This window comes from Cobetia sp. Ld8 (assembly GCF_045066615.1).
Taxonomy (GTDB): domain Bacteria; phylum Pseudomonadota; class Gammaproteobacteria; order Pseudomonadales; family Halomonadaceae; genus Cobetia; species Cobetia amphilecti.
The window spans coordinates 18,766-44,452 of record NZ_JBISHF010000004.1 but is presented as its reverse complement, the minus strand read 5'-3'; the positions used below and the strand labels follow the sequence as shown (position 1 = coordinate 44,452).

The window sequence follows — 25,687 nt, the reverse complement described above, 5'->3', positions numbered from 1 at the left end:
AAAGCATGCAGCCTTTGCCGGGTGTTTCACCCGCGCCTTATAATCGTTGCTTTTATCGACGCAGCCCGAGGTGGCAATGGACAGGATTCAGGTGAGGGGTGCGCGCACCCACAACCTCAAGAACATCGATGTCGAACTGCCGCGTGACAAGCTGATCGTGGTGACCGGACTTTCCGGTTCCGGCAAGTCATCACTTGCCTTTGACACTCTCTATGCCGAGGGACAGCGGCGCTACGTCGAATCACTGTCCACCTACGCACGTCAGTTCCTGTCGATGATGGAAAAGCCGGACATCGACCATATCGAAGGCCTGTCACCGGCGATTTCCATCGAACAGAAATCGACCTCGCACAACCCGCGTTCCACCGTCGGTACCATCACCGAGATCTACGATTACCTGCGCCTGCTGTATGCACGCGCCGGTACGCCGCGCTGTCCGGACCACGCGATCGATCTGGAAGCCCAGACCATCTCGCAGATGGTCGATCAGGCGCTCGCCCTGCCGGAAGGCAGCAAGCTGATGCTGCTGGCTCCCGTGGTCAGTGGCCGCAAGGGTGAGCACCTCCAGCTGTTGTCAGAGCTGCGTGCCCAGGGCTTCGTGCGGGCACGCATCGACGGCGTGATCGTCGAGCTGGATGACCTCAAGCCGCTGGAGAAGAACAAGAAGCATGACATCGACGTCGTCGTCGATCGCTTCAAGGTGCGCGAAGACCTCAAGCAGCGTCTGGCCGAATCCTTCGAGACCGCGCTGAATCTGGCCGACGGCAGCGCACGCCTGCACTTCATGGATGGCGAACAGGAAGACCTCGTCTTCTCCTCGCGCTTCGCCTGCCCGGTGTGTGGCTATGCGCTGGCCGAGCTGGAACCGCGCCTGTTCTCCTTCAACAACCCGGCGGGCGCCTGCCCGACCTGTGACGGCCTCGGCGTGAAGCAGTATTTCGATCCCGATAAGCTGATCAGCCACCCTGAGCTGTCACTGGCCGAAGGCGTCATCAAGGGCTGGGACCGCCGCAGTGTCTACTACTTCAGCCAGCTGCAGGCCGTTGCCGAGCATTACGGCTTCGCGCTGGAAGCGGCCTGGGAGTCGCTCAGCGATGAAGCGCGTGACGCCGTGCTCAATGGCAGTGGCCGCGAGGACATCGCCTTCAGCTACGTGAATGACCGTGGCCGCAAGGTGACCCGCGAGCATCCCTTCGAGGGCGTGCTGCCCAACATGGAGCGCCGTTACCGCGAGACCGAATCCAACATGGTGCGCGAGGACCTCGCCCGCTATCTGGCGGTCCAGCCGTGCCCTAGCTGCGACGGCTCGCGCCTGCGTCGTGAAGCGCGCAACGTCTATGTCGATGACCGCACACTCTCCGAGGTCGTGCGTCAGCCGATCGGCGAGGCGTGGGAAGAGTTCGGCAAGCTGAGCCTGCCGGGACGCAAGGGCGAGATTGCCGCCAAGATCGTGCATGAGATCCAGGCGCGCCTCGAATTTCTCGTCAATGTCGGCCTCGACTATCTGACCCTGGAGCGCAGCGCCGACACCCTGTCCGGCGGTGAGGCGCAGCGTATCCGTCTCGCCAGCCAGATCGGTGCCGGCCTGGTCGGGGTGATGTACATCCTCGATGAGCCGTCCATCGGCCTGCATCAGCGCGACAATGATCGCCTGCTCAAGACGCTGATCCATCTGCGCGACCTGGGCAACACCGTGATCGTGGTCGAGCATGATGAGGACGCGATTCGCGCCGCCGACCACGTGCTGGATATCGGCCCAGGCGCCGGCGTGCATGGTGGCGAGATCGTCGCCCAGGGCACGCCGGAGCAGATCGAGGCCACGCCGGGCTCATTGACCGGGCAATACCTGAGTGGCAAGCGCGAGATCGCCGTGCCGCCCTACCGCCTTCCGGCCAACCCTGACAAGGTGCTGCGCCTGACCGGTGCCACCGGCAACAACCTGCAGGATGTGACGCTGACGCTGCCGACAGGCCTGCTGACGTGCATCACCGGGGTCTCGGGCTCAGGCAAGTCGACGCTGATCAATGCCACCCTGATGCCACTGGCGGCGCGTGAGCTCAACCGGGCCACCACCCTGACGCCCGCGCCCTACGGCACCATCGAGGGGCTGGACCTGTTCGACAAGATGGTGGATATCGACCAGAGCCCCATCGGGCGGACGCCGCGCTCCAACCCGGCGACCTATACCGGCATCTTCACGCCGATTCGCGAGCTGTTCTCAGGCACCCAGGAAGCACGCGCCCGCGGCTACAAGCCGGGCCGCTTCAGCTTCAACGTCAAGGGCGGCCGCTGCGAGGCCTGTCAGGGCGACGGCCTGATCAAGGTCGAGATGCACTTCCTGCCCGACATGTACGTGCCCTGCGATGTCTGCAAGGGCAAGCGCTACAACCGCGAGACGCTTGAAGTGCAGTACAAGGGCAAGAACATCCACGAAGTGCTGGAGATGACCATCGAGGAGGCGCTGGAGTTCTTCTCGCCGGTTCCGGCCATCGCCCGCCGCCTGCAGACGCTGATGGATGTCGGCCTCTCCTACGTCCGCCTCGGCCAGAGTGCGACCACGCTGTCCGGCGGTGAAGCCCAGCGCGTCAAGCTGGCGCGCGAGCTGGCCAAGCGCGATACCGGCAAGACGCTCTATATTCTCGATGAGCCGACCACCGGTCTGCACTTCGAGGATATTCGCCAGCTGCTGGTCGTGTTGCACCGCCTGCGCGATCACGGCAACACCGTGGTCGTGATCGAGCACAACCTGGATGTGATCAAGACCGCCGACTGGCTGATCGACCTCGGTCCGGAGGGCGGCTCAGGCGGCGGCCAGATCATCGCCGAAGGCACACCAGAGCAACTGGCCACGCAGGAGATCTCGCACACCGGTCGCTTCCTGGCCCCGCTGCTGGAGCGCCAGAAAGCCACCAGTGCCACCTCGAGCAGCAAGAAGAAGGCCGAGACCAGCAGCTAGGCGCCGGCTCACGTCCCTTCCGCTCCTCTGATTCACCTCGCCCCAGCACACTCTCAACACACCCCGGGGCGAGGTGGACCTTTCGGCAAATGACACGCCCGTGTCACCCGGCCAACTGCCAGGCATAAAAAAAGGCCAACCCGTGAGGGTTGGCCTTTTCTTGTGGACGAAGCAAGCCGAAGCTTACTCTTCGCCCGCTGCCTCGGAGGCAACCGGACGATCGACCAGCTCGACGAATGCCATCGGGGCATTGTCACCGGCGCGATAGCCGCACTTCAGGATGCGCAGGTAACCGCCCGGACGGGAGGTGTAGCGCGGGCCGAGCTCATTGAAGAGCTTGCCGACCGCTTCCTTGGAGCGCGTGCGAGAGAACGCCAAACGGCGGTTCGCAACGGTGTCCTGCTTGGCCAGGGTGATCAGCGGCTCGATATGACGACGCAGTTCCTTGGCTTTCGGCAGGGTAGTCTTGATGACTTCGTGCTCTACCAGAGAGATGCACATGTTCTTGAACATGGCTTCACGGTGAGAGCTGGTACGGTTCAGGTGACGACCACTCTTACGATGACGCATGGTTGTGATTCCTTACCAGTCTGGGGCTTGAGCCGACCGGGCTTCCTTAAGCGGAAGCCTTGTCGTCCTTCAGGCTTGCGGGCGGCCAGTTTTCCAACCGCATGCCGAGGGACAGACCACGCGCGGACAGCACGTCCTTGATTTCATTCAAGGACTTCTTGCCGAGATTCGGGGTCTTCAGCAGCTCAACTTCGGTGCGCTGAATGAGATCACCGATGTAATAGATATTCTCGGCCTTGAGACAGTTCGCACTGCGAACAGTCAGCTCAAGATCGTCTACGGGACGGAGAAGGATCGGATCGATTTGATCTTCCTCTTCTTCGACTTCCTGTTCCTTGTCTGCTTCCAGATCAACGAAGGCGGCCAGCTGCTCCTGCAGGATAGTTGCGGAGCGGCGGATCGCTTCTTCCGGATCCAGTGTGCCGTCGGTTTCCAGGTCGATCACCAGCTTGTCGAGGTTGGTGCGCTGTTCAACACGCGCAGCCTCGACGGCATAGGAGACCCGACGAACCGGGGTAAAGGTCGCATCCAGCTGGAGGCGGCCAATGGCACGTGATTCGTCATCAGCAGAGATGCGAGCATCTGCCGCTTCGTAGCCGCGGCCACGAGCGATCTTGAGCTGCATCTTCAGCTCGCCACCATCATTGAGGTGAGCGATGACGTGATCCGGATTCACGATTTCGAGATCGTGGTCGCCAGCGATGTCGCCAGCAGTCACGATACCCGGGCCCTTCTTGTTCAGCGCCAGCACAGCTTCGTCGCGACCATGCATCTTGATGGCCACGTCCTTGAGGTTCAGCAGGATTTCGATTACATCCTCCTGCACCCCTTCAATGGCGCTGTACTCGTGCAGAACGCCTTCGATCTCAGCTTCCACGACGGCACAGCCGGGCATGGAAGAAAGCAGGATGCGACGCAGAGCATTCCCCAGGGTGTGGCCGAAACCACGCTCGAAGGGTTCGAGGACGATTCGCGCGTGATGGGCGCTGACTTCCTCGACCTTGATATCGCGAGGACGGAGAAACTCTGTCACTGAGCGCTGCATAAGAACACCTTTAAGGCTGCCAAACGGATAATCTGGGTACTCCAGCCGGGCCGACGAATCGGCCCGGCGTTACATTACTTGGAGTACAGCTCGACGATCAGGTTTTCGTTGATATCGGCAGACAGGTCGCCACGCTCGGGGACAGCCTTGAAAGTGCCTTCCATCTTCTTGGAGTCGACGTCGACCCAGGAGACATCACCGCGGTTGGCAGCGAGTGCCAGAGACTGCTGGATGCGAGCCTGGTTCTTGGCCTTCTCACGAACGGTGACCACATCGCCAGCCTTCACTTTGAAGGAAGCAACGTTGACGGTACGGCCGTTCACGGCGATCGCCTTGTGGCTGACCAGCTGACGTGCCTCGGAACGCGTGGAGCCGAAGCCCATGCGGTAGACGACGTTGTCGAGACGAGTCTCGAGGAGCTGGAGCAGAACCTCACCGGTCGCACCCTTGAGGCGAGCGGCTTCTTTGTAGTAGTTGCGGAATTGCTTTTCCAGCACGCCGTACATGCGACGTACCTTCTGCTTTTCACGCAGCTGCAGGCCGTAGTCTGAAAGACGCTGACGGCGCTGGCCATGAACACCCGGGGGTTGTTCGGATTTGCACTTCTTCTCGAACGGAGTCACGCCACTCTTCAGGAAGAGGTCGGTGCCTTCACGACGAGACAGTTTGCACTTCGGTCCAATATAACGAGCCATGAGTCTGTCTCCTTAAACGCGGCGTTTCTTCGGCGGACGGCACCCATTATGCGGGATGGGGGTCACGTCGGTGATGCTTTGCACGCGGAAGCCTGCGGCATTGAGAGCACGCACGGCGGACTCACGACCCGGACCCGGGCCCTTGACCAGCACGTCGACGTTCTTCACACCATATTCGGCTGCAGCGGTCGCTGCACGTTCACTTGCGACTTGCGCAGCGAACGGGGTGCTCTTGCGAGAACCACGAAAACCCGAACCACCGGCAGTTGCCCAGGAAAGAGCATTGCCCTGGCGGTCTGTGATCGTCACGATAGTGTTGTTAAAAGAGGCGTGGATATGCGCGATGGCATCCACTACCTGCTTTTTAACCTTCTTGCGCTTACTCGGGTTAGCCATTAGATGTTTCCTGTCTAAACGCCAGTTCGTTTACTTGCGAATCGGTTTACGCGGACCTTTGCGTGTACGTGCGTTGGTCTTGGTGCGCTGACCGCGCAACGGAAGACCACGACGATGGCGCAGGCCACGATAGCAACCGAGGTCCATGAGACGCTTGATGTTCAGCGTGATCTCACGACGCAGGTCGCCTTCGACGGTGTACTTACCCACCTCGGCACGAACCAGGTCCAGTTGTTCAACAGACAGATCAGCGATCTTGACGCTCGGTTCTAAACCGAGAGCGGCGCAGATCTGCTGTGCACGCGTACGGCCAATCCCGAAGATATAAGTCAGCGAGATCGCCGCGTGCTTGTTGTCCGGGATATTGACGCCAGCAATACGGGCCATCAGTTTTCTCCGAAAGGTTAGCGGCGGATTTTACATCCACAAAGGGCGCAATAGCATACCCCCTTGATCCCATTGGGAACAAGGGGGTATGCCAGCACCCGAGCTTGTATTCAGCTAAGCGGGTCGAGGGAATTAACCCTGACGCTGCTTGTGGCGGGGCTCAGTGCAGATGACCCGCACTGCGCCACGACGCCGAATGATCTTGCAGTTACGGCAAATTTTCTTGACGGAAGCTCGAACTTTCATCGTTCTCTCCAGTTTGCTAACAGGGGCTGCGCAATCAGCGCATCATGCCACCGCTGCCATAGCCTTTGAGGTTGGCCTTCTTCATCACCGACGCATACTGATTTGACATCAGATGCGACTGCACCTGGGCCATGAAGTCCATGACCACCACGACCACGATGAGCAGAGAGGTGCCGCCGAAATAGAACGGAACCTGCCATGCAACAACGAGGAATTGAGGCATCAGGGAGACTAGGGTGATGTAGAGGGCGCCGAACAGCGTCAGGCGAGTCATCACCTTATCGATGTAACGGGCGGTCTGTTCGCCTGGGCGAATACCCGGCAGAAACGCTCCTGACTTCTTGAGGTTGTCAGCAACATCCTTCGGATTGAAGACCAGCGCCGTGTAGAAGAAGCAGAAGAATACTACAGCGGCAGCGAAAAGCAAGATATACAGTGGCTGACCCGGCCCGAGAGCCTGAGATGCCGTCTGCAACCATTGCATGCTTTCACTCTGGCCAAACCATTGACCCATCGACGCAGGGAACAGCAGGATGCTTGACGCGAAGATCGGCGGGATGACCCCGGCCATGTTGACCTTCATCGGCAAGTAGCTGCTCTGACCTGCATACATCTTGTTGCCAACCTGACGGCGCGGATAGTTCACCGTGATGCGGCGTTGGCCGCGCTCGATGAACACCACGAAGGCAACGGTAATGACTGCGAGCAGCGTCAGCGCCAGCAGCGGAAGCACATTCCAGGCACCATCATTGCGCGCCAGTTCGAAAGACTGGCCGATGGCACTCGGCAGCCCGGCGACAATACCAGCAAAGATGATCAGTGAGATCCCGTTGCCGATACCCTTCTCGGTGATCTGCTCTCCCAGCCACATCAGGAACACTGCACCAGCCACGAACGTACTCACGGCGGTGAAGTAGAAGCTGAAGTCAGCGGAATAGGCGACACCGTTTCCGACCAGTCCGACTGCCATGCCGATCGATTGGACCAGGGCCAGTACTACCGTGCCGTAGCGCGTGTACTGGCTGATCTTGCGACGGCCGGCCTCGCCTTCCTTTTTCAACTGCTCAAGCTGAGGCGAGACCACCGTCAGGAGCTGCATGATGATCGACGCGGATATGTAGGGCATGATGCCCAGCGCGAAGATACTCATTCGCTCCAGTGCACCACCGGAGAACATGTTGAACATGCTCAGGATGGTGCCCTGGTTTTCCCTGAACAAGGCAGCAAGCTGGTCAGGATTGATACCGGGAACGGGGATGTGTGCACCGATTCGGTACACCACGATGGCGATGAACACGAAGCGCAAACGCGCCCAGAGTTCGCTCAACCCACTTCCCTGCATCGCCGGTACGTTTCCTGACTTAGCCATTTAGTCCTCTACCTTGCCACCGGCAGCTTCGATCGCAGCACGGGCACCTTTGGTGACCTTAATGCCGCGAACCGTGACTGCCTTGTCCAGTTCGCCGGAGAGCATGACCTTCGCGAACTTCGTGGAATCACGAAGCACGTTGGCCTTCTTCAGCGTTTCGAGGTCGACGATCTCGCCGTCTACCAGTGCCAGTTCGCTCAGGCGCACTTCTTCGGAAATCAGAGACTTCGCGGAAGTGAAACCAAACTTCGGCAGGCGACGCTGCATAGGCATCTGACCGCCTTCGAAGCCCGGCTTGACGCTGCCACCGGAACGGGACTTCTGGCCCTTGTGGCCACGACCGCCGGTCTTACCAAGACCGGAGCCGATACCACGACCGACACGCTTTGCAGCGTGCTTGGAGCCCGGGGCCGGACTCAGGGTATTCAATTTCATGGATTACTCTCCCTCAACACGGACAAGGTAGTGAACCTTGTTGATCATGCCGCGTACCGCGGGGGTGTCTTCCAGCTCGACAGTGTGACCGATGCGGCGCAGGCCAAGACCTTTCATAGTGGCCTTGTGCTTTTCGAGGACGCCGATGGTGCTGCGGATCTGGGTTACCGTGATCTTAGCTGCCATGGTGCCTTACCCCGCAATCTTGTCGACAGACAGGCCACGCTTGGCGGCGATGTCTTCCGGAGATTTCATGGCAGCGAGACCGTTGATGGTCGCGCGCACCACGTTGACCGGATTGGTGGAACCGTAGCACTTGGCCAGGACGTCATGGACGCCTGCCAGTTCGAGCACGGAACGCATCGCACCGCCGGCAATGATGCCGGTACCTTCGGACGCTGGCTGCATGTAGATCTTGGATGCGCCGTGACGAGCCTTCACCGGGTACTGCAGGGTGTGGCCCTTCAGGTCAACCTTGATCATGTTGCGACGAGCTTGGTCCATTGCCTTCTGGATCGCGACCGGCACTTCACGCGCCTTGCCACGGCCGAAGCCAACACGACCATTGCCGTCACCAACGACAGTCAGAGCGGTGAAACCGAAGATACGGCCGCCCTTGACTACCTTGGCGACGCGGTTGATCTGCACGAGCTTCTCTTGCAGGTCACCGCCCTTCTGTTCGATATTCGCCATCGTAAAACCCTTTAGAATTCCAGGCCGCCTTCACGTGCGGCATCGGCCAGGGCCTTCACGCGACCGTGGTACTTGTACCCGGAGCGATCGAAAGCCACTTGCTTGATACCCGCTTCCTTCGCGCGCTCGGCAATCAGAGCACCCACCTTGGCGGCGGAGTCCGAGTTACCGGTAGAACCTTCGCGCAGGCTCTTGTCGAGCGTGGATGCGGTGGCCAGGACCTGGCCGCCATCCGGCGAGATGATCTGCGCGTAGATGTGACGCGGGGTGCGGTTCACGCACAGGCGAAACACGCCCAGCTCGCGGATTTTCGCACGAGCGCGGCGGGCACGACGGAGACGAGATTCTTTCTTCGCGTTCATAACCCTGCCTTACTTCTTCTTGGCTTCTTTACGACGGACGACTTCGTCGCTGTACCGAATACCTTTGCCCTTGTAGGGCTCCGGCGGACGGAATGCGCGAATCTCTGCGGCGACCTGACCCAAAGCCTGCTTGTCAGCAGACGTGAGGACGATCTGAGTGTTCTTCGGCGTTTCAGCCGTAACACTTGCCGGCAGTTCATAGTCGACCGGGTGTGAGAAGCCCAGTGTCAGGTTGATTGTCTGGCCTTTGGCCTGGGCACGATAACCCACACCATTGATTTCCAGAGACTTGGTGAAGCCTTCGGAAACACCAGACACCATGTTGTTGACCAGAGCACGAGTGGTACCAACCATCGCCCAGTTCTTGGCGGTCTCGGACGGAACGAAGGTCATTTGACCTTCTTCCATAGAGATGACCACGTCCTGGTGGACGGTCAGTTCCAGCTGGCCTTTGCTGCCCTTCACGGTCAGCTTGTCGCCGTCGAGCTTTGCCTCGACGCCGTTCGGCAATTTAACCGGATACTTGGCTACGCGGGACATTCCAAACTCCTAGAATACGGTGCAGAGGACTTCGCCGCCGACACCAGCTTGACGGGCCGCACGATCGGTCATCACGCCCCGGGAGGTGGAAACGATCGCAATACCCAGGCCATCTGCGACTTTCGGAAGCTCACCCTTGCCTTTGTACTGGCGCAGGGACGGCTTGGAAATACGCTTGATGCTCTCGATAACCGACTTGCCTTCGAAGTACTTGAGGGTCACGGTCAGTTCCGGCTTGGCGCCTTCTGCGACGGCAAACTCGGAAATATAACCCTCTTCCTTCAATACGCGGGCCACTTCAACCTTGAGCTTGGAAGACGGCATGGTAACCGTCTCCTTGGTGGCCATCTGCGCATTGCGGATACGAGTGAACATATCCGCCAGAGTGTCTTGCATGCTCATTTACGTTGCGCTCCTGAATTCTTGCAGTGGTGTTACCAGCTGGACTTGGTCAGACCAGGCACGTCACCACGCATAGCGGCTTCACGCAGCTTGTTGCGGCTCAGGCCGAACTTGTTGTAGTAGCCGTGCGGACGGCCAGTGATACGGCAGCGGTTACGCTGACGGACCGGGCTGGCATCACGCGGCAGCTGCTGCAGCTTCAGCTGTGCGTCGAAGCGCTCTTCTTCAGAAGCGTTGACGTCGTTGATGATGGTCTTCAGTGCGTCGCGTTTGGCGGCGTACTTAGCGACCAGCTTGGTGCGCTTGAGCTCGCGCTCAACCATGCTTTTCTTTGCCATGATCCACCCTTATTTCTTGAACGGGAAGTTCAGCGCGCCCAGCAACGCACGACCTTCATCATCGGTGTTGGCGCTAGTGGTGATGGTGATGTCCAGGCCACGAATCCGGTCGATCTTATCATACTCGATCTCCGGGAAGATGATCTGCTCACGCACACCCATGGAGTAGTTTCCACGGCCATCGAAGGACTTCGGGTTCAGACCACGGAAGTCACGAACGCGCGGGATAGCCACGTTCACGAGACGGTCCAGGAAGTCCCACATACGATCGCTGCGCAGGGTCACCTTAACACCGATCGGCCATCCTTCGCGGACTTTGAAGCCAGCGATGGACTTGCGTGCCTTGGTGACGATGGGCTTCTGACCAGAAAGCATCTGGAGATCGGCAAACGCGTTGTCGATCAGCTTCTTGTCAGCGGTGGCTTCACCGATACCCATGTTCAGGGTCACCTTGGTGATGCGGGGAACCTGCATCACATTGGCGTAGCCGAACTGCTCTTTAAGCTGGGCGGCCACTTCGTTCTGATAACGTTCTTTCAAGTTCGCCATGTTGTACCCGACTCGCGTTAGGCGTCGATCAGCTTCTGAGTCGACTTAAAGATGCGTACCTTAGTACCGTCTTCCTGTACCTGGATTCCGACACGATCCGCCTTGCCGGTCTCCTGGTTGAAGATGGCCACGTTGGACGCGTGAATCGGAGCCTCGCGCTCGACGATACCCCCCTGGGTGCCCAGCATCGGGTTGGGCTTGGTGTGACGCTTGATCATATTCACACCGGACACGAGCAGACGCTCACCTTTCAGCACCTTGCTGATGGTACCGCGCTTGCCCTTGTCCTTCCCGGCGATGACGATGACTTCATCGTCACGTTTGATCTTTTGCATATCCGCTTCCGCTCCTTACAGCACTTCGGGCGCCAGGGAAATGATCTTCATGAACTTCTCACTGCGAAGTTCACGGGTAACCGGGCCGAAGATACGGGTACCGATCGGCTGTTCGTTGGTGTTGTTCAACAGAACGGCCGCATTACCGTCGAAGCGGATCACGGAACCGTCATTACGACGGACACCGGCTTTGGTACGAACGACCACTGCCTTCATGACCTGGCCTTTCTTGACCTTGCCACGCGGGATAGCTTCTTTGACGGTGACCTTGATGATGTCTCCAACACGAGCGTAACGGCGGTGTGAACCACCCAGCACCTTGATGCATTGCACCCGGCGCGCGCCACTGTTGTCGGCGACATCCAGCATTGTCTGAGTCTGAATCATCGGTTTTCTCCAAACCTAATCTGACTGCCTGGTGGGAACTGGCCTAGGGATTAACCCTTGGCCTGTTCAACCACCTCGACCAGGGTCCAGGCTTTCTTCTTGGACAGCGGACGAGTCTCGGCGATAGAGACGGTGTCACCGATCCGAGCCTGATTCGCCTCATCATGGGCGTGCAGCTTGGTGGAGCGTCTCAGGTACTTGCCATAGATCGGGTGACGCTCACGGCGCTCGACCATGACAACGATGGATTTTTCCATCTTGTCACTCACCACCTTGCCGGTGAGTGTGCGTGCTTTAGTTTCTTCGGCCATTTTACTCACCTGACTTCTGGTTGAGCACAGTCTTAACCTGAGCAATTTGGCGACGAGTCTGCTTGAGCAGGTGAACCTGGCTCAGCTGGCCTGTTGCCTTCTGCATGCGCAGATTGAATTGCTCACGCAGCAGTTCGAACAACTGCTCCTGGAGCGCCTCGACTGACTTTTCACGGAGTTCTTGGGCTTTCATCACATCACCGTCCGCTTAACAAAGGTGGTGGAGATCGGCATCTTCATAGCGGCCAGGCTAAATGCTTCACGGGCCAGCTCTTCGGATACACCTTCGATCTCGTAGAGGACCTTGCCGGGCTGGATCTGAGCGACCCAGTACTCGACAGAACCCTTACCTTTACCCATACGAACTTCCAACGGCTTGTTGGAGATCGGCTTGTCTGGGAAGACACGGATCCAGATCTTACCGCCACGCTTGACGTGACGAGTGATGGCACGACGGCCAGCTTCGATCTGACGAGCGGTGATACGACCACGGCCGGTGGCTTTCAGGCCAAACTCACCAAAGCTTACCTTGCTTCCGCGATGCGCCAGGCCACGGTTGCGACCTTTCTGCATCTTGCGGAATTTCATACGCTTGGGCTGTAACATCGATTACCCCCTTACTTGCCTTTCTTCTTGGGTGCGGACGCGGGCTGCTTCGCCTTGGCTCGCACCTCTTCGATGCCACCGAGGATCTCGCCTTTGAAGATCCAGACCTTGACACCAATGATGCCGTAGGTGGTGTGAGCTTCGAAGGTGGAGTAATCAATGTCAGCACGCAGGGTGTGAAGCGGAACGCGGCCTTCGCGGTACCATTCGGTACGGGCGATTTCGGCACCGCCGAGACGACCAGAGAGCTGAATCTTGATGCCCTTGGCGCCCAGACGCATTGCGTTCTGCACAGCACGCTTCATCGCACGACGGAACATGACACGACGCTCGAGCTGACCTGCCACATTGGCAGCAACCAGCTTGGCATCGAGTTCCGGCTTGCGAATCTCCTCGATGTTGATGTGGACGGGAACGCCCATCATCTCGGAAACTTCACGACGAAGGCGGTCGACATCTTCACCTTTCTTACCAATCACGATACCCGGACGGGCGGTGTGAATGGTAATACGGGCGTTGTTTGCCGGACGCTCGATGCTGATGCGGCTCACGGAAGCGCTTTTCAGACGCTCTTCCAGGAATCCACGCACCTGCAGATCGTTGTTCAGTTTGTCGGCATAGGTAGCGCCTTCGGCGTACCAGACAGAGGTATGATCCTTGACAATACCCAGTCGGAAACCTGTCGGATTAACTTTCTGACCCATTGGTCGTCTCCTACTTCTCGGCTACCTTGACGGTGATATGACAAGTGCGCTTCAAGATACGATCCGCACGGCCTTTGGCACGTGGCTGGATGCGCTTGAGCGTCATGCCCTCGTCGACACAGATAGTCGAGACGCGAAGCTCGTCAATGTCCATGCCGTTGTTTTCTTCCGCATTCGCGATCGCGGACTGCAGAACCTTGCGAACAATCTTCGCGGCCTTCTTCGGTGAGAAAGCGAGCAGATTCAGCGCCTCGGCGACCGGCTTACCGCGCACCTGGTCAGCCACCAAACGGGCCTTCTGGGCGGATAAACGAGCGCCGCGCAGCTTAGCAGCTACTTCCATCTCTTAAATCCTCTCTGGCTTACCGTTTGGCTTTTTTATCTGCAGCGTGCCCGCGGTATGTGCGGGTGGCAGCAAACTCGCCGAGCTTGTGACCGACCATTTCCTCAGAAACGAGAACCGGGACATGCTGGCGACCGTTATGGACGGCAATGGTGAGCCCGACCATGTTCGGCAGGATCATGGAACGACGCGACCAGGTCTTGATCGGTTTGCGGTCGTTCTTTTCCACTGCTGTCTCAACCTTCTTCAGCAGATGAAGGTCAATAAAAGGACCTTTCTTCAGTGAACGTGGCACAGCCGTTACCCCTCAATATCTGTTACTTGGCCTTGCGGCGACGGACGATAAGCTTATCGGTGCGCTTGTTCTTGCGAGTCTTGTGACCCTTGGTCGGGACGCCCCACGGGCTGACCGGGTGACGGCCACCAGAGGTACGACCTTCACCACCACCATGCGGGTGATCGACCGGGTTCATCGCGACACCGCGAACAGTCGGGCGCACGCCTCTCCAACGCTTAGCACCGGCCTTGCCCAGTTGACGGAGGCTGTGCTCGGAGTTGCCCACTTCGCCGAGAGTTGCACGGCATTCGGACAGCACCTTACGCATCTCGCCAGAGCGCAGACGCAGCGTGGTGTAGTTACCGTCACGTGCCACGACCTGGGCACTGGTACCTGCACTACGAGCGATCTGGGCGCCCTTGCCTGGCTTCAGCTCTACACAGTGAACGGTGGAACCCACCGGGACATTGCGCAGCGGCAGAGCGTTGCCTTTCTTGATCGGTGCGTTAACACCAGACTCGAGACGATCGCCAGCAGAGACACCTTTCGGTGCAATGATGTAGCGACGTTCGCCGTCAAGGTACTTCACCAGCGCGATGTTCGCGCTACGGTTCGGATCGTACTCCAGACGCTCAACGATGGCCGGAATGCCATCCTTGTTGCGCTTGAAATCGACCAGACGGTAATGGTGACGATGACCACCGCCGATGTGGCGAGTAGTGATGCGACCATTATTGTTACGACCACCGGACTTTGACTGCTTTTCAAGCAGCGGAGCGTACGCGCGACCTTTGAAAAGTTCGTCATTGACGACCTTTACCAGGTGGCGGCGACCGGCGGAGGTAGGTTTTGTCTTAACAATTGCCATGTTCCGTACTCCTGCCTTACTCGGCGCCAGAGAAGTCTTCGATGGTCTCGCCGGCGGCCAGAGTTACATAGGCCTTGCGATAACCAGCGCGACGACCAACACCGCGAGCGGTGCGCTTGGTCTTGCCTTTCATGTTCAGAACCTGAACACGATCGACTTTCTTACCAAACAGCGCTTCGACGGCTTTCTTGATTTCGGGCTTTGTCGCGTCGCTGGCAACCTTGAACACGTACTGGTTGTTCTCGGCAGCGACCGCGGCCTTCTCGGTCATGTGAGGACCAAGCAGGACCTTGAATACGCGTTCCTGATTCATCCCAGGTTCTCCTCGAACTTGCGCAGGGCAGCGACAGTCATCAGCACCTTGTCGTAACCGACGAGGCTGACCGGGTCAGCGCCAGCGACATTGACGACGTCAACATACGGGATGTTGCGCGCGGCCAGGTACAGGTTGACGTCCTGCTCTTCAGTGACGATCAGCGCTTTCTCAAGGCCCAGTTCCTGGAGCTTGGCGATCAGCAGCTTGGTCTTCGGAGCTTCGACGCTGATAGCGTCGACCGCGACCAGGCGATCCTGACGGACCAGCTCGGACAGGATGGAACGCATGGCAGCGCGATACATCTTGCGGTTGACCTTGTGCGAGTGGTCCTGAGGACGCGCTGCAAAGGTCACACCGCCAGAACGCCACAGCGGGGAACGGATGGTACCGGCACGTGCACGACCAGTACCTTTCTGACGCCACGGCTTCTTGCCACCGCCGGACACGTCAGAACGGGTCTTCTGAGCCACGGTACCTTGACGTGCACCAGCCAGATAGGCGGTGACGACCTGGTGAACCAGAGCCTCGTTGAAGTCCTTACCAAAGGTGGCATCGGAGACGTCTACTGCGCCGCCTGCACCTGCAAGATTAAGATTCATCGGTTAATTCCCCTCAGCGAGCTTTCACAGCGGAACGCACGATCACTTCGCCGCCCGGAGCACCTGGAACGGCACCCTTGACCAGCAGAAGATTGCGTTCAGCGTCGACGCGGACCACTTCCAGGCTCTGGACGGTGGAACGGACGTTGCCCATCTGGCCAGCCATCTTCTTACCTTTGAAGACGCGGCCCGGGGTCTGACAGTTACCGATGGAACCCGGCGCGCGGTGCGACAGTGAGTTACCGTGGGTAGCGTCTTGGGTGCGGAAGTTCCAGCGCTTAACTGCGCCCTGGAAACCTTTACCCTTGGAGGTGCCGGTCACGTCAATCTTTTGACCAGCTTCAAAGAGGGATACGGTGAGTTCGCCGCCCACTGCAGGAGCTTCGTCGCCTTCGTTCAGGCGGAATTCCATCAGGGTACGGCCAGCCTCAACACCCGCCTTGGCATACTGACCAGCAGTTGCCTTGGTGAGGTGCTTGGCTTTACGAGAGCCAGTTGTCACCTGAATAGCATTGTAGCCGTCAGTCTCGAGAGACTTGATGGTCACGATGCGGTTCGGCTCAACTTCAATCACGGTAACCGGCACAGAGGCGCCAGCTTCGGTGAAGACACGGGTCATCCCGGCCTTCTTACCGACTAAACCGATAGACATGTTCAGTCTCCTTTAGTGTACGGGGCTGTCACCCGCTATGGCTGCCCTTTCCAGAGCATTCCACTAGCACATTGTATGACGCCATCCCGGCGTGGCGGCTGCTGCTCTATCAGTGAGAGCGCTGGGCCGCAGTGACTAGTGAGGTATCAGTCAACCTTGATCTGGACGTCCACACCGGCAGCCAGGTCAAGCTTCATCAGCGCGTCGACAGTCTTCTCTGTCGGCTCGACGATGTCGAGAACGCGCTTGTGGGTACGAATCTCATACTGGTCACGCGCGTCCTTGTTGACGTGCGGAGAGACCAGGATGGTGTAACGCTCGCGACGGGTCGGCAGCGGGATCGGGCCACGAACCTGAGCACCGGTACGCTTTGCAGTTTCAACAATCTCTGCAGAGGACTGGTCGATCAGACGGTGGTCGAATGCTTTCAACCGGATGCGAATCTTCTGGTTTTGCATTGCCCAAAACTCCAATGGATGTCGACGGCGTAGGCCGTCACCCACGCATTCAAAGGATGCGCATTATAGGCAGACTGACATCAGGTGTCAAACATGCGAGAAAAGGGGGCCCATCAGGGCCCCCTTCTGTGTCAGGTAAGGAGAACCTTACTCGACGATTTTGGCCACGACGCCAGCGCCGACGGTACGACCGCCTTCACGGATAGCGAAACGCAGACCATCTTCCATGGCGATCGGAGCGATCAGAGACACGACCATCTGGACGTTGTCGCCCGGCATGACCATCTCGACGCCTTCCGGCAGCTCACAGGTACCAGTGATGTCAGTGGTACGGAAGTAGAACTGCGGACGATAGCCTTTGAAGAACGGAGTGTGACGACCGCCTTCTTCCTTGGACAGGACGTAGACTTCGGCTTCGAACTTGGTGTGCGGCTTGATGGAGCCCGGCTTGGCCAGAACCTGGCCACGCTCGACGTCATCACGCTTGGTGCCGCGCAGCAGGGCGCCGACGTTTTCGCCAGCACGACCTTCGTCCAGCAGCTTGCGGAACATCTCGACACCGGTAACGGTAGTCTTGGTGGTGTCACGCACGCCGATGATCTCGATCTCTTCGCCAGTCTTGACCAGACCACGCTCGATACGGCCAGTGACGACGGTACCGCGGCCAGAGATGGAGAAGACGTCTTCGATCGGCATCAGGAACGGCTGGTCGATAGCACGCTCCGGCTCCGGGATGTACGCATCCAGGGCCTTGATCAGGTTGGCAACGGCGGTAGTACCCATGCCGTTGTCGTCCTTGCCTTCCAGAGCCATCAGGGCAGAGCCGATGACGATCGGAGTGTCGTCGCCCGGGAAGTCGTACTCGCTCAGGAGTTCACGAACTTCCATCTCGACCAGCTCGAGCAGTTCTTCGTCATCGACCATGTCAGCCTTGTTCAGGAAGACAACGATGAACGGAACGCCGACCTGACGGGACAGCAGGATGTGCTCGCGAGTCTGCGGCATGGGGCCGTCAGCAGCGGAACAGACCAGGATAGCGCCGTCCATCTGGGCAGCACCGGTGATCATGTTCTTGACGTAGTCGGCGTGACCCGGGCAGTCGACGTGCGCGTAGTGACGCACTTCGGACTGATATTCCACGTGAGCGGTGGAGATGGTGATACCACGCTCACGCTCTTCCGGGGCGTTATCGATGGAGTCAAACGCACGCGCGTCACCACCGAAAACTTCTGCAGAGACACGAGTCAGTGCCGCAGTCAGAGTGGTCTTGCCGTGATCGACGTGACCAATGGTGCCGACGTTGACGTGCGGCTTCGAACGCTCAAATTTTTCCTTAGCCACTGCTATAACCTCTTTCGTTAGCTAATCGGTTACTTCTGGTTGATGACGGCTTCGACGATGCTGTTCGGCGCTTCGTCGTATTTCGCAAACTCCATGGAGTAGCTTGCGCGGCCCTGGGTCTGTGAGCGCAGGTCGGTCGCATAACCGAACATCTCACCCAGCGGCACCAGTGCATTGATGATCTTGCCTGTGGAAGAGTCATCCATGCCCTGAACGAGACCACGACGACGGTTCAGGTCGCCCATGACGTCACCCATGAAATCTTCAGGGGTTACGACTTCGACTTTCATGAGCGGCTCAAGCAGCACTGCACCCGCTTTCGGGGCACCGGCCTTGATCGCCATGGAAGAGGCAACCTTGAACGCAGTCTCGTTGGAGTCGACGTCGTGGTAGGAACCATCGAACAGCGTGACCTTGACGTCGATCATCGGATAACCGGCGATGACACCATTCTTGAGCTGCTCAGCGGCGCCCTTCTCGACGGCCGGCACGTATTCCTTCGGAACAGCACCACCGACGATTTCGGACACGAACTTGAAGGTCATTTCTTCGTCGTCGCCCTTGTCCTCTGCAGTCAGAGGCTCAATGCGGACCCAGACGTGACCGAACTGACCACGACCACCGGACTGACGAACGAACTTGCCTTCCTGCTCGACCTTGGTACGAATGGTCTCACGGTAAGCTACCTGCGGCTTGCCGATGTTCGCCTCGACATTGAACTCGCGACGCATACGGTCAACGAGGATGTCCAGGTGAAGCTCACCCATACCGGAGATGATGGTCTGGCCAGACTCTTCGTCTGTCTCGACGCGGAAGGACGGATCTTCCTGGGCCAGCTTGCCCAGTGCGATACCCATCTTTTCCTGGTCAGCCTTGGACTTCGGCTCGACGGCAACGGAAATCACCGGCTCCGGGAATTCCATGCGCTCAAGGACGATCTTGTGATCCGGGTCACACAGGGTGTCACCGGTGGTCACGTCTTTCAGACCGATGCATGCCGCGATATCGCCAGCATACACTTCCTTGATCTCCTCACGAGAGTTGGAGTGCATCTGGACGATACGACCGACGCGCTCCTTCTTGCTCTTGACGGAGTTGAAGACACCATCACCAGACTTCAGCACGCCCGAGTAGACGCGAATGAAGGTCAGGGTACCCACGAACGGATCGGTCGCGATCTTGAACGCCAGCGCCGCGAACGGAGCCTTGTCGTCAGCTTCGCGGGTCTCGATGGTGCCGTCCTTGTCGTCAAGCTCACCTTCGATGGCCTTGACTTCAAGCGGAGACGGCATGTATTCGATGACCGCATCCAGAACTGCCTGGACACCCTTGTTCTTGAAGGCAGAACCACAGGTCACGAGGCAGATTTCGTTGGCCAGGGTACGCTGACGCAGCGCAGCCTTGACTTCTTCCTCGGACAGTTCGCCTTCTTCAAGGTACTTGTCCATCAGTTCTTCGGACGCTTCAGCAGCAGACTCGAGCATGTGTTCACGCCATTCGGCAGCTGTATCTTGCAGCTCGGCCGGAATGTCGATCAGCTCGTAGTTCATGCCGTGATTGTCTTCGTCCCAGACAATGGCCTTCATCTTGATCAGGTCGATGACGCCCTTGAACTCGTCTTCCGCACCCCAGTTGATCTGGATCGGGACGGCGTTCGCGCCCAGGCGCTTGCGCACCTGCTCGACGACCATGAAGAAGTCCGCGCCAGCACGGTCCATCTTGTTGACGAAGATCATGCGCGGAACTTCGTAACGGTTGGCCTGACGCCAGACAGTCTCTGTCTGCGGCTGGACACCGGAAGAAGCACACAGCACCACGACCGCACCATCGAGAACACGCAGTGAACGCTCGACTTCAACAGTGAAGTCAACGTGCCCCGGAGTATCGATGATGTTGATACGGTGCTCGTCGAACTGCTTGCTCATGCCCTGCCAGAAGCAGGTGGTCGCCGCAGAGGTAATCGTGATGCCACGTTCCTGTTCCTGCTCCATCCAGTCCATGGTGGCAGCACCATCGTGAACTTCGCCGACCTTGTGAGACAGGCCGGTATAGAACAGGACGCGCTCGGTAGTGGTAGTCTTACCGGCGTCGACGTGGGCACAGATACCGATGTTGCGGTAACGCTTAAGTGGAGTCTTGCGTGCCACGGTGAGTATCCCCGTTGTTTAGAAGCGGTAGTGGGAGAAGGCCTTGTTGGCTTCTGCCATGCGGTGCACGTCTTCACGCTTCTTCACAGCAGAACCCTTGCCTTCAGCGGCATCCAGGATCTCGCCAGAGAGGCGCTGCACCATGGTCTTTTCGCCGCGCTTGCGCGCAGCGTCCACCAGCCAACGCATGGCCAGTGCCTGACGACGGGAAGGACGAACTTCAACCGGCACCTGGTAGGTTGCACCACCAACACGACGGGACTTCACTTCGACCATCGGCTGGATGGCTTCCAGCGCCTTGTCGAAGAGGTCCAGCGGCTCGTCATTGGAGCGTTCGGCAACACGATCGAGAGCACCGTAAACGATGCGCTCAGCTGCAGACTTCTTGCCGCTGATCATCAGGTGGTTCATGAACTTGGCCAGGCGCTCGCTTCCGAACTTCGGATCCGGCAGGATTTCGCGCTTAGCTGCTACACGTCTTCTAGGCATGATAAGCCCTCAGTAGAAGGGTCCTTCAGGTAAACCCGGGACGCCTCGCGTTGGACGCGACGCCCGACCTTACTCTTATCAGACCGATATTAAACTTTGAATTACGCCTTCGGACGCTTGGCGCCGTACTTGGAACGACCTTGCTTACGACCTTGAACGCCAGAGGTATCCAGTGCACCACGAACGGTGTGGTAACGGACACCCGGCAAATCCTTCACACGACCGCCACGGATCAGAACAACAGAGTGTTCCTGAAGGTTGTGACCTTCACCGCCGATGTACGAAGAAACTTCGAAGCCGTTGGTCAGACGAACACGGCAAACCTTACGGAGTGCGGAGTTCGGCTTCTTCGGGGTAGTAGTGTATACACGGGTACACACGCCACGCTTCTGCGGACATGCCTGCAGCGCAGGGACGTCGCTCTTGGACGCCTGACGCTTGCGCGGCTTGCGCGGCTTGCGCACGAGCTGGTTAACGGTTGCCATTTGCTTGCTCCAATGGGTTGTACTGCCTTCCAACGACAGGACAGGATTCACCCGCCCTATTGTTAAAGGCTGCATATTCTAGGGCTTGGGCCACAAGGGCGTCAACCCCGCCGTCAGAGACGGCGGGGCGCAAGACCTCAGAGGTCGTCGTCGTCCGCGTCGAGGGCAGTGAGCTGAGCGCCCAATTCCTGCTCGACGTCCTGTGCCGACGGGGCCGGTGCGAGCGGCAGGCCATCGCGACGGCGACGACGCTCGTCGTGATAGGCCAGGCCAGTACCCGCCGGAATCAGGCGACCGACCACGACGTTCTCCTTCAGACCACGGAGATAATCGCGCTTGCCGGTGACAGATGCCTCGGTCAGAACTCGCGTGGTTTCCTGGAAGGACGCCGCGGAGATGAACGATTCAGTTGCCAGGCTCGCCTTGGTGATACCGAGCAGGATGCGATCGAACTTGGCCGGGAACTTGCCGTCCGCCTCGAGTCGCATGTTTTCTTCGACGACACGGGCGTATTCCACCTGGTCGCCCGTGATGAAGGTGGAATCACCAGAGTCGGTAATCTCCACCTTGCGCAGCATCTGACGCACGATCACTTCGATGTGCTTGTCGTTGATGCCGACACCCTGAAGGCGATAGACCTCCTGGACTTCGGTGGTGATGTACTTGGTCATTTCCGCGACGCCGAGCAGACGCAGGATATCGTGCGGGTTGCTCGGGCCATCGGAGATGACCTCACCCTTCTCGACCGTTTCACCTTCGAAGACACTGATCTGGCGCCATTTCGGGATCAACAGCTCGAACGGATCACCTTCCACCGGCGTGATGGTCAGACGACGCTTGCCTTTGGTTTCCTTGCCGAAGGTCACGGTGCCGGAGATCTCGGCCAGAATGGCCGGCTCTTTCGGACGACGTGCTTCGAACAGGTCGGCAACGCGCGGCAGACCACCGGTGATGTCCTTGTTACCGGACGCTTCCATCGGGATACGTGCGATGACGTCACCCACGCCGACGGCTGCGCCATTCTCGGCGGACACCACGGCATTGCCCGGCAGCAGGTACTGGACCGGCGTGTTGGAGCCCGGCAGTGTCACGTGCTTGCCGCTACCGTCTACCAGCATGATCATCGGACGCTTGTCACGTGCCGCGGACGGACGTGAAGCGCTCTCGATGATCTCGATGGAGGACAGGCCGGTCATTTCGTCAGTGGTACGGTTGATGGTCTGACCATCTTCCATATCCGTGAACTGCACCTGACCTGCCACTTCCGCGACGATCGGGTGGGTGTGCGGATCCCACTTCGCCACGGACTGACCGGAAGAGACCGAGTCGCCATCGCGCACGGACAGTTCAGCACCGTACGGCAGCTTATAGAATTCACGCTCACGGCCTTGCGCATCGGCCACGGCCAGTGCACTGGAACGCGAGACGACAATCAGCTTGCCATCGGCACGCTCAACCGACTTGATGTTGTGCAGACGTACGCTGCCACCATGCTTGACCTGGACACTGTCCACGGCAGATGCCCGCGAAGCGGCACCACCGATGTGGAAGGTACGCATGGTGAGCTGGGTACCCGGCTCACCGATGGACTGTGCCGCGATGACACCGATGGCTTCACCGACGTTGACCTGATGGCCACGCGCCAGATCACGGCCGTAACAGGCCGAGCAGACACCGTGCACAGTTTCACAACCGATGGTGGTACGCACGATGATCTCATCGACGCCCATGGTATCGAGCTGTGCACACCAGGCTTCGTCGAGCAGCGTGCCGCGTGCGATCAGGACTTCATCAGAGACCGGATCGACCACGTCCTGCGCCACGACACGACCCAGCACACGCTGGGACAGCGGGACGATGATGTCGCCGCCTTCGATGACCGGGTGCAGAATCAAGCCTTCCTGAGTACCACAATCCGCTTCGGTGATGACCAGATCCTGGGCAACATCGACCAGACGACGGGTCAGGTAACCGGAGTTGGCGGTCTTCAGTGCCGTATCCGCCAGACCCTTACGGGCACCGTGCGTGGAGATGAAGTACTGGAGTACGTTCAGGCCTTCACGGAAGTTGGCGGTGATCGGCGTCTCGATGATCGAGCCATCCGGCTTGGCCATCAGGCCACGCATACCAGCCAGCTGACGAATCTGTGCGGCGGAACCACGCGCACCGGAGTCGGCCATGATGAAGACGCTGTTGAAGGAGTCCTGCTCCATCGGCTTGCCGTCTTCGTCATTGACCACTTCGCCTTTCCAGTTGACGACGGTCTCTTTCGAGATACCTGCCATCATCTCCTTGGCGACACGGTCGTTGGCACGCGCCCAGATATCGATGACCTTGTTGTACTTCTCGCCCGCGGTCACGAGACCGGAGGAGAACTGGTTTTCGATCTCTTTCACTTCGTCTTCGGCCGCGTCGATGATGACCTTCTTCGCGTCCGGGATGACGAAGTCGTTGACGCCGATGGAGGCGCCGGACCAGGTCGCGAGACGGAAGCCGGTGTACATCAGCTGGTCAGCGAAGATGACCGTGTCCTTCAGACCGACACGACGGTACGCCTCGTTGATCAGACCGGAGATGGCTTTCTTCTTCATCACCTGGTTGATCAGCTCGAACGGCATGCCCTTCGGCAGAATGCGGAACAGCAGTGCGCGACCGATGGTGGTGTCGTGCAGGGACGTCTTCTCGTACAGCTCGCCGGACTCTTCGTCCTTGAGTGTCTCGGTCAGACGGACCTTGACCATCGCGTGCAGGTGAGCGCTGTGAGTGCCGAAGGCACGCTCGACTTCACCCAGGTTCGCGAAGGCCATGCCTTCACCCTTGGCACCGATCTTCTCGCGGGTCATGTAGTACAGACCCAGCACGACGTCCTGGGACGGCACGATGATCGGCTCGCCGTTGGCCGGCGACAGCACGTTGTTGGTCGACATCATCAACGCACGCGCTTCCAGCTGGGCTTCCAGCGTCAGCGGTACGTGGACAGCCATCTGGTCACCATCAAAGTCGGCGTTGTACGCAGCGCAGACCAGCGGGTGCAGTTGGATGGCCTTGCCTTCGATCAGCAGCGGCTCGAACGCCTGGATACCCAGACGGTGCAGAGTCGGGGCACGGTTCAGCAGCACCGGGTGCTCGCGGATGACGTCGGCGAGGAAATCCCAGACTTCCGGGGCTTCGCGCTCGACCATCTTCTTGGCGGCCTTGATGGTGCTGGCGTGACCGGAGGCCTGCAGCTTGGCGTAGATGAACGGCTTGAACAGCTCAAGCGCCATCTTCTTCGGCAGACCGCACTGATGCAGACGCAGGGTCGGGCCGACGGTGATGACGGAACGACCGGAGTAGTCGACACGCTTGCCCAGCAGGTTCTGACGGAAACGACCCTGCTTGCCCTTGATCATGTCGGCCAGCGACTTCAGCGGACGCTTGTTGGAACCGGTGATGGCGCGACCGCGACGACCGTTGTCGAGCAGTGCATCCACGGATTCCTGCAGCATGCGCTTCTCGTTGCGCACGATGATGTCCGGCGCATTGAGGTCGAGCAGACGCTTGAGGCGGTTGTTGCGGTTGATCACACGACGATACAGATCGTTCAGATCCGAGGTCGCGAAGCGGCCGCCGTCCAGCGGCACCAGCGGACGCAGGTCCGGCGGCAGCACTGGCAGCACTTCCATGATCATCCAGCCCGGCTTGTTGCCGGAATAGTAGAAGGCTTCCAGCAGCTTGAGGCGCTTGGACAGCTTCTTGATCTTGGTCTCGGAGTTGGTCTGCGGAATCTCTTCACGCAGGCGCTCGACCTCTTCTTCCAGCTCGATGTCCTCGAGCAGCGCCTTGATGGCCTCGGCACCCATGCGGGCGTCGAAATCATCACCGAATTCTTCCAGCGCTTCGAAGTACTGCTCATCGTTGAGCAGATGACCCTTCTCGAGAGTCGTCATGCCCGGATCGATGACCACGAAGCTTTCGAAGTACAGCACGCGCTCGATATCACGCAGAGTCATGTCGAGCAGCATGCCGATACGGGACGGCAGAGACTTCAGGAACCAGATATGCGCGACCGGGCTCGCCAGTTCGATGTGAGCCATACGCTCACGACGCACTGCCGCCTTGGTCACTTCAACGCCACACTTCTCACAGATGATGCCGCGATGCTTCATCCGCTTGTACTTGCCACACAGGCACTCGTAGTCCTTCACCGGGCCAAAGATCTTGGCACAGAAAAGACCATCACGTTCCGGCTTGAATGTCCGGTAGTTGATGGTTTCAGGCTTCTTCACTTCACCAAAAGACCACGAGCGAATCATGTCCGGAGACGCCAGGGTAATCTTGATGGCGTCGAATTCTTCGGACTGCGCCTGCGATTTGAGAACTTTCACCAAATCTTTCATGGGTCGC

At 58.8% G+C, this 25,687-nt stretch carries 34 protein-coding genes; 1 reads left to right on the top strand and 33 read right to left on the bottom strand.

Going from position 1 to position 25,687, the window contains the following annotated elements:
- The first annotated feature begins 76 nt into the window (after positions 1 to 76).
- Positions 77 to 2,956, top strand: a complete 2,880-nt coding sequence (gene uvrA, locus ACJJV2_RS00275) for an excinuclease ABC subunit UvrA (RefSeq protein WP_405277519.1) — start codon at positions 77 to 79, stop codon at positions 2,954 to 2,956.
- A 183-nt stretch (positions 2,957 to 3,139) separates the two neighbouring features.
- Here uvrA and rplQ read toward each other — a convergent pair whose 3' ends face one another.
- The 33 genes from rplQ to rpoC form a co-directional block, all read right to left on the bottom strand.
- On the bottom strand, positions 3,140 to 3,526 hold the full coding sequence (gene rplQ / locus ACJJV2_RS00270) for a 50S ribosomal protein L17 (protein WP_043334820.1): 387 nt from the start codon (positions 3,524 to 3,526) through the stop codon (positions 3,140 to 3,142).
- A gap of 46 nt (positions 3,527 to 3,572) precedes the next feature.
- Positions 3,573 to 4,571, bottom strand: coding sequence for a DNA-directed RNA polymerase subunit alpha (locus ACJJV2_RS00265; RefSeq protein ID WP_043334822.1), 999 nt, complete (start codon positions 4,569 to 4,571; stop codon positions 3,573 to 3,575).
- A 74-nt stretch (positions 4,572 to 4,645) separates the two neighbouring features.
- A complete protein-coding gene (rpsD, locus tag ACJJV2_RS00260; protein ID WP_043334824.1) occupies positions 4,646 to 5,266 on the bottom strand; it encodes a 30S ribosomal protein S4 in 621 nt (206 codons plus the stop codon).
- A gap of 12 nt (positions 5,267 to 5,278) precedes the next feature.
- On the bottom strand, positions 5,279 to 5,662 hold the full coding sequence (gene rpsK, locus ACJJV2_RS00255) for a 30S ribosomal protein S11 (RefSeq protein ID WP_043334827.1): 384 nt from the start codon (positions 5,660 to 5,662) through the stop codon (positions 5,279 to 5,281).
- 30 nt (positions 5,663 to 5,692) lie between these two features.
- Positions 5,693 to 6,049, bottom strand: coding sequence for a 30S ribosomal protein S13 (gene rpsM, locus ACJJV2_RS00250; protein WP_024950672.1), 357 nt, complete (start codon positions 6,047 to 6,049; stop codon positions 5,693 to 5,695).
- Positions 6,050 to 6,181: 132 nt separating this feature from the next.
- Positions 6,182 to 6,295 (bottom strand): 50S ribosomal protein L36, encoded by a 114-nt coding sequence (gene rpmJ, locus ACJJV2_RS00245; protein WP_077373351.1) that lies wholly within the window; start codon positions 6,293 to 6,295, stop codon positions 6,182 to 6,184.
- Positions 6,296 to 6,329: 34 nt separating this feature from the next.
- Positions 6,330 to 7,664, bottom strand: a complete 1,335-nt coding sequence (gene secY, locus ACJJV2_RS00240; protein WP_043334831.1) for a preprotein translocase subunit SecY — start codon at positions 7,662 to 7,664, stop codon at positions 6,330 to 6,332.
- On the bottom strand, positions 7,665 to 8,099 hold the full coding sequence (gene rplO / locus ACJJV2_RS00235) for a 50S ribosomal protein L15 (RefSeq protein ID WP_043334834.1): 435 nt from the start codon (positions 8,097 to 8,099) through the stop codon (positions 7,665 to 7,667).
- Positions 8,100 to 8,102: 3 nt separating this feature from the next.
- Positions 8,103 to 8,285, bottom strand: a complete 183-nt coding sequence (gene rpmD, locus ACJJV2_RS00230; protein WP_024950669.1) for a 50S ribosomal protein L30 — start codon at positions 8,283 to 8,285, stop codon at positions 8,103 to 8,105.
- Positions 8,286 to 8,291: 6 nt separating this feature from the next.
- Positions 8,292 to 8,792 (bottom strand): 30S ribosomal protein S5, encoded by a 501-nt coding sequence (rpsE, locus tag ACJJV2_RS00225; protein WP_054556902.1) that lies wholly within the window; start codon positions 8,790 to 8,792, stop codon positions 8,292 to 8,294.
- A gap of 11 nt (positions 8,793 to 8,803) precedes the next feature.
- On the bottom strand, positions 8,804 to 9,154 hold the full coding sequence (gene rplR / locus ACJJV2_RS00220) for a 50S ribosomal protein L18 (protein ID WP_024950667.1): 351 nt from the start codon (positions 9,152 to 9,154) through the stop codon (positions 8,804 to 8,806).
- Between the two features lie 9 nt (positions 9,155 to 9,163).
- Positions 9,164 to 9,694: a 50S ribosomal protein L6 gene (gene rplF, locus ACJJV2_RS00215; RefSeq protein WP_216060035.1), complete on the bottom strand. Its 531-nt coding sequence runs from the start codon at positions 9,692 to 9,694 to the stop codon at positions 9,164 to 9,166.
- Between the two features lie 9 nt (positions 9,695 to 9,703).
- Complete coding sequence (rpsH, locus tag ACJJV2_RS00210) at positions 9,704 to 10,096, bottom strand: 30S ribosomal protein S8 (RefSeq protein WP_043334840.1); 393 nt, start codon at positions 10,094 to 10,096, stop codon at positions 9,704 to 9,706.
- A gap of 32 nt (positions 10,097 to 10,128) precedes the next feature.
- Positions 10,129 to 10,434 carry a 30S ribosomal protein S14 gene (rpsN, locus tag ACJJV2_RS00205; protein ID WP_043334842.1) on the bottom strand — a complete coding sequence of 102 codons (306 nt, stop codon included), beginning with the start codon at positions 10,432 to 10,434 and terminating at the stop codon, positions 10,129 to 10,131.
- Between the two features lie 9 nt (positions 10,435 to 10,443).
- Complete coding sequence (gene rplE, locus ACJJV2_RS00200; protein ID WP_043334844.1) at positions 10,444 to 10,983, bottom strand: 50S ribosomal protein L5; 540 nt, start codon at positions 10,981 to 10,983, stop codon at positions 10,444 to 10,446.
- Between the two features lie 17 nt (positions 10,984 to 11,000).
- The gene (rplX, locus tag ACJJV2_RS00195) at positions 11,001 to 11,318 is read right to left on the bottom strand and encodes a 50S ribosomal protein L24 (RefSeq protein ID WP_043334846.1); all 318 of its coding nucleotides are present in this window, start codon (positions 11,316 to 11,318) and stop codon (positions 11,001 to 11,003) included.
- A gap of 15 nt (positions 11,319 to 11,333) precedes the next feature.
- Positions 11,334 to 11,705, bottom strand: a complete 372-nt coding sequence (gene rplN, locus ACJJV2_RS00190; protein ID WP_043334850.1) for a 50S ribosomal protein L14 — start codon at positions 11,703 to 11,705, stop codon at positions 11,334 to 11,336.
- A 50-nt stretch (positions 11,706 to 11,755) separates the two neighbouring features.
- Positions 11,756 to 12,016, bottom strand: coding sequence for a 30S ribosomal protein S17 (gene rpsQ / locus ACJJV2_RS00185; RefSeq protein WP_043334852.1), 261 nt, complete (start codon positions 12,014 to 12,016; stop codon positions 11,756 to 11,758).
- A 1-nt stretch (position 12,017) separates the two neighbouring features.
- On the bottom strand, positions 12,018 to 12,209 hold the full coding sequence (rpmC, locus tag ACJJV2_RS00180) for a 50S ribosomal protein L29 (RefSeq protein WP_024950659.1): 192 nt from the start codon (positions 12,207 to 12,209) through the stop codon (positions 12,018 to 12,020).
- A complete protein-coding gene (gene rplP / locus ACJJV2_RS00175) occupies positions 12,209 to 12,622 on the bottom strand; it encodes a 50S ribosomal protein L16 (protein ID WP_043334854.1) in 414 nt (137 codons plus the stop codon). Before rplP ends, rpmC begins: the two co-directional genes overlap by 1 nt.
- A gap of 11 nt (positions 12,623 to 12,633) precedes the next feature.
- Positions 12,634 to 13,326, bottom strand: a complete 693-nt coding sequence (gene rpsC / locus ACJJV2_RS00170) for a 30S ribosomal protein S3 (protein ID WP_043334856.1) — start codon at positions 13,324 to 13,326, stop codon at positions 12,634 to 12,636.
- A 10-nt stretch (positions 13,327 to 13,336) separates the two neighbouring features.
- Positions 13,337 to 13,669 carry a 50S ribosomal protein L22 gene (rplV, locus tag ACJJV2_RS00165; protein ID WP_043334859.1) on the bottom strand — a complete coding sequence of 111 codons (333 nt, stop codon included), beginning with the start codon at positions 13,667 to 13,669 and terminating at the stop codon, positions 13,337 to 13,339.
- Between the two features lie 19 nt (positions 13,670 to 13,688).
- Complete coding sequence (rpsS, locus tag ACJJV2_RS00160; RefSeq protein WP_024950655.1) at positions 13,689 to 13,964, bottom strand: 30S ribosomal protein S19; 276 nt, start codon at positions 13,962 to 13,964, stop codon at positions 13,689 to 13,691.
- A 22-nt stretch (positions 13,965 to 13,986) separates the two neighbouring features.
- Positions 13,987 to 14,814, bottom strand: coding sequence for a 50S ribosomal protein L2 (gene rplB, locus ACJJV2_RS00155; RefSeq protein WP_043334862.1), 828 nt, complete (start codon positions 14,812 to 14,814; stop codon positions 13,987 to 13,989).
- Positions 14,815 to 14,830: 16 nt separating this feature from the next.
- Complete coding sequence (gene rplW, locus ACJJV2_RS00150; protein ID WP_043334865.1) at positions 14,831 to 15,127, bottom strand: 50S ribosomal protein L23; 297 nt, start codon at positions 15,125 to 15,127, stop codon at positions 14,831 to 14,833.
- Entirely contained in the window at positions 15,124 to 15,729 is a 606-nt protein-coding gene (gene rplD / locus ACJJV2_RS00145; RefSeq protein ID WP_054556901.1) for a 50S ribosomal protein L4, read from the bottom strand. The genes rplW and rplD overlap by 4 nt, the downstream gene beginning before the upstream one ends.
- A gap of 13 nt (positions 15,730 to 15,742) precedes the next feature.
- On the bottom strand, positions 15,743 to 16,381 hold the full coding sequence (rplC, locus tag ACJJV2_RS00140; protein ID WP_024950651.1) for a 50S ribosomal protein L3: 639 nt from the start codon (positions 16,379 to 16,381) through the stop codon (positions 15,743 to 15,745).
- Between the two features lie 146 nt (positions 16,382 to 16,527).
- Positions 16,528 to 16,839, bottom strand: coding sequence for a 30S ribosomal protein S10 (gene rpsJ / locus ACJJV2_RS00135; protein ID WP_024950650.1), 312 nt, complete (start codon positions 16,837 to 16,839; stop codon positions 16,528 to 16,530).
- 147 nt (positions 16,840 to 16,986) lie between these two features.
- Positions 16,987 to 18,180, bottom strand: coding sequence for an elongation factor Tu (tuf, locus tag ACJJV2_RS00130; RefSeq protein WP_065392570.1), 1,194 nt, complete (start codon positions 18,178 to 18,180; stop codon positions 16,987 to 16,989).
- A 29-nt stretch (positions 18,181 to 18,209) separates the two neighbouring features.
- Positions 18,210 to 20,327, bottom strand: a complete 2,118-nt coding sequence (fusA, locus tag ACJJV2_RS00125; RefSeq protein WP_107335825.1) for an elongation factor G — start codon at positions 20,325 to 20,327, stop codon at positions 18,210 to 18,212.
- A gap of 18 nt (positions 20,328 to 20,345) precedes the next feature.
- Complete coding sequence (rpsG, locus tag ACJJV2_RS00120; RefSeq protein ID WP_043334878.1) at positions 20,346 to 20,816, bottom strand: 30S ribosomal protein S7; 471 nt, start codon at positions 20,814 to 20,816, stop codon at positions 20,346 to 20,348.
- Positions 20,817 to 20,917: 101 nt separating this feature from the next.
- Entirely contained in the window at positions 20,918 to 21,301 is a 384-nt protein-coding gene (rpsL, locus tag ACJJV2_RS00115; protein WP_405277490.1) for a 30S ribosomal protein S12, read from the bottom strand.
- A 137-nt stretch (positions 21,302 to 21,438) separates the two neighbouring features.
- The gene (gene rpoC, locus ACJJV2_RS00110) at positions 21,439 to 25,680 is read right to left on the bottom strand and encodes a DNA-directed RNA polymerase subunit beta' (protein ID WP_405277487.1); all 4,242 of its coding nucleotides are present in this window, start codon (positions 25,678 to 25,680) and stop codon (positions 21,439 to 21,441) included.
- Positions 25,681 to 25,687 lie beyond the last annotated feature (7 nt).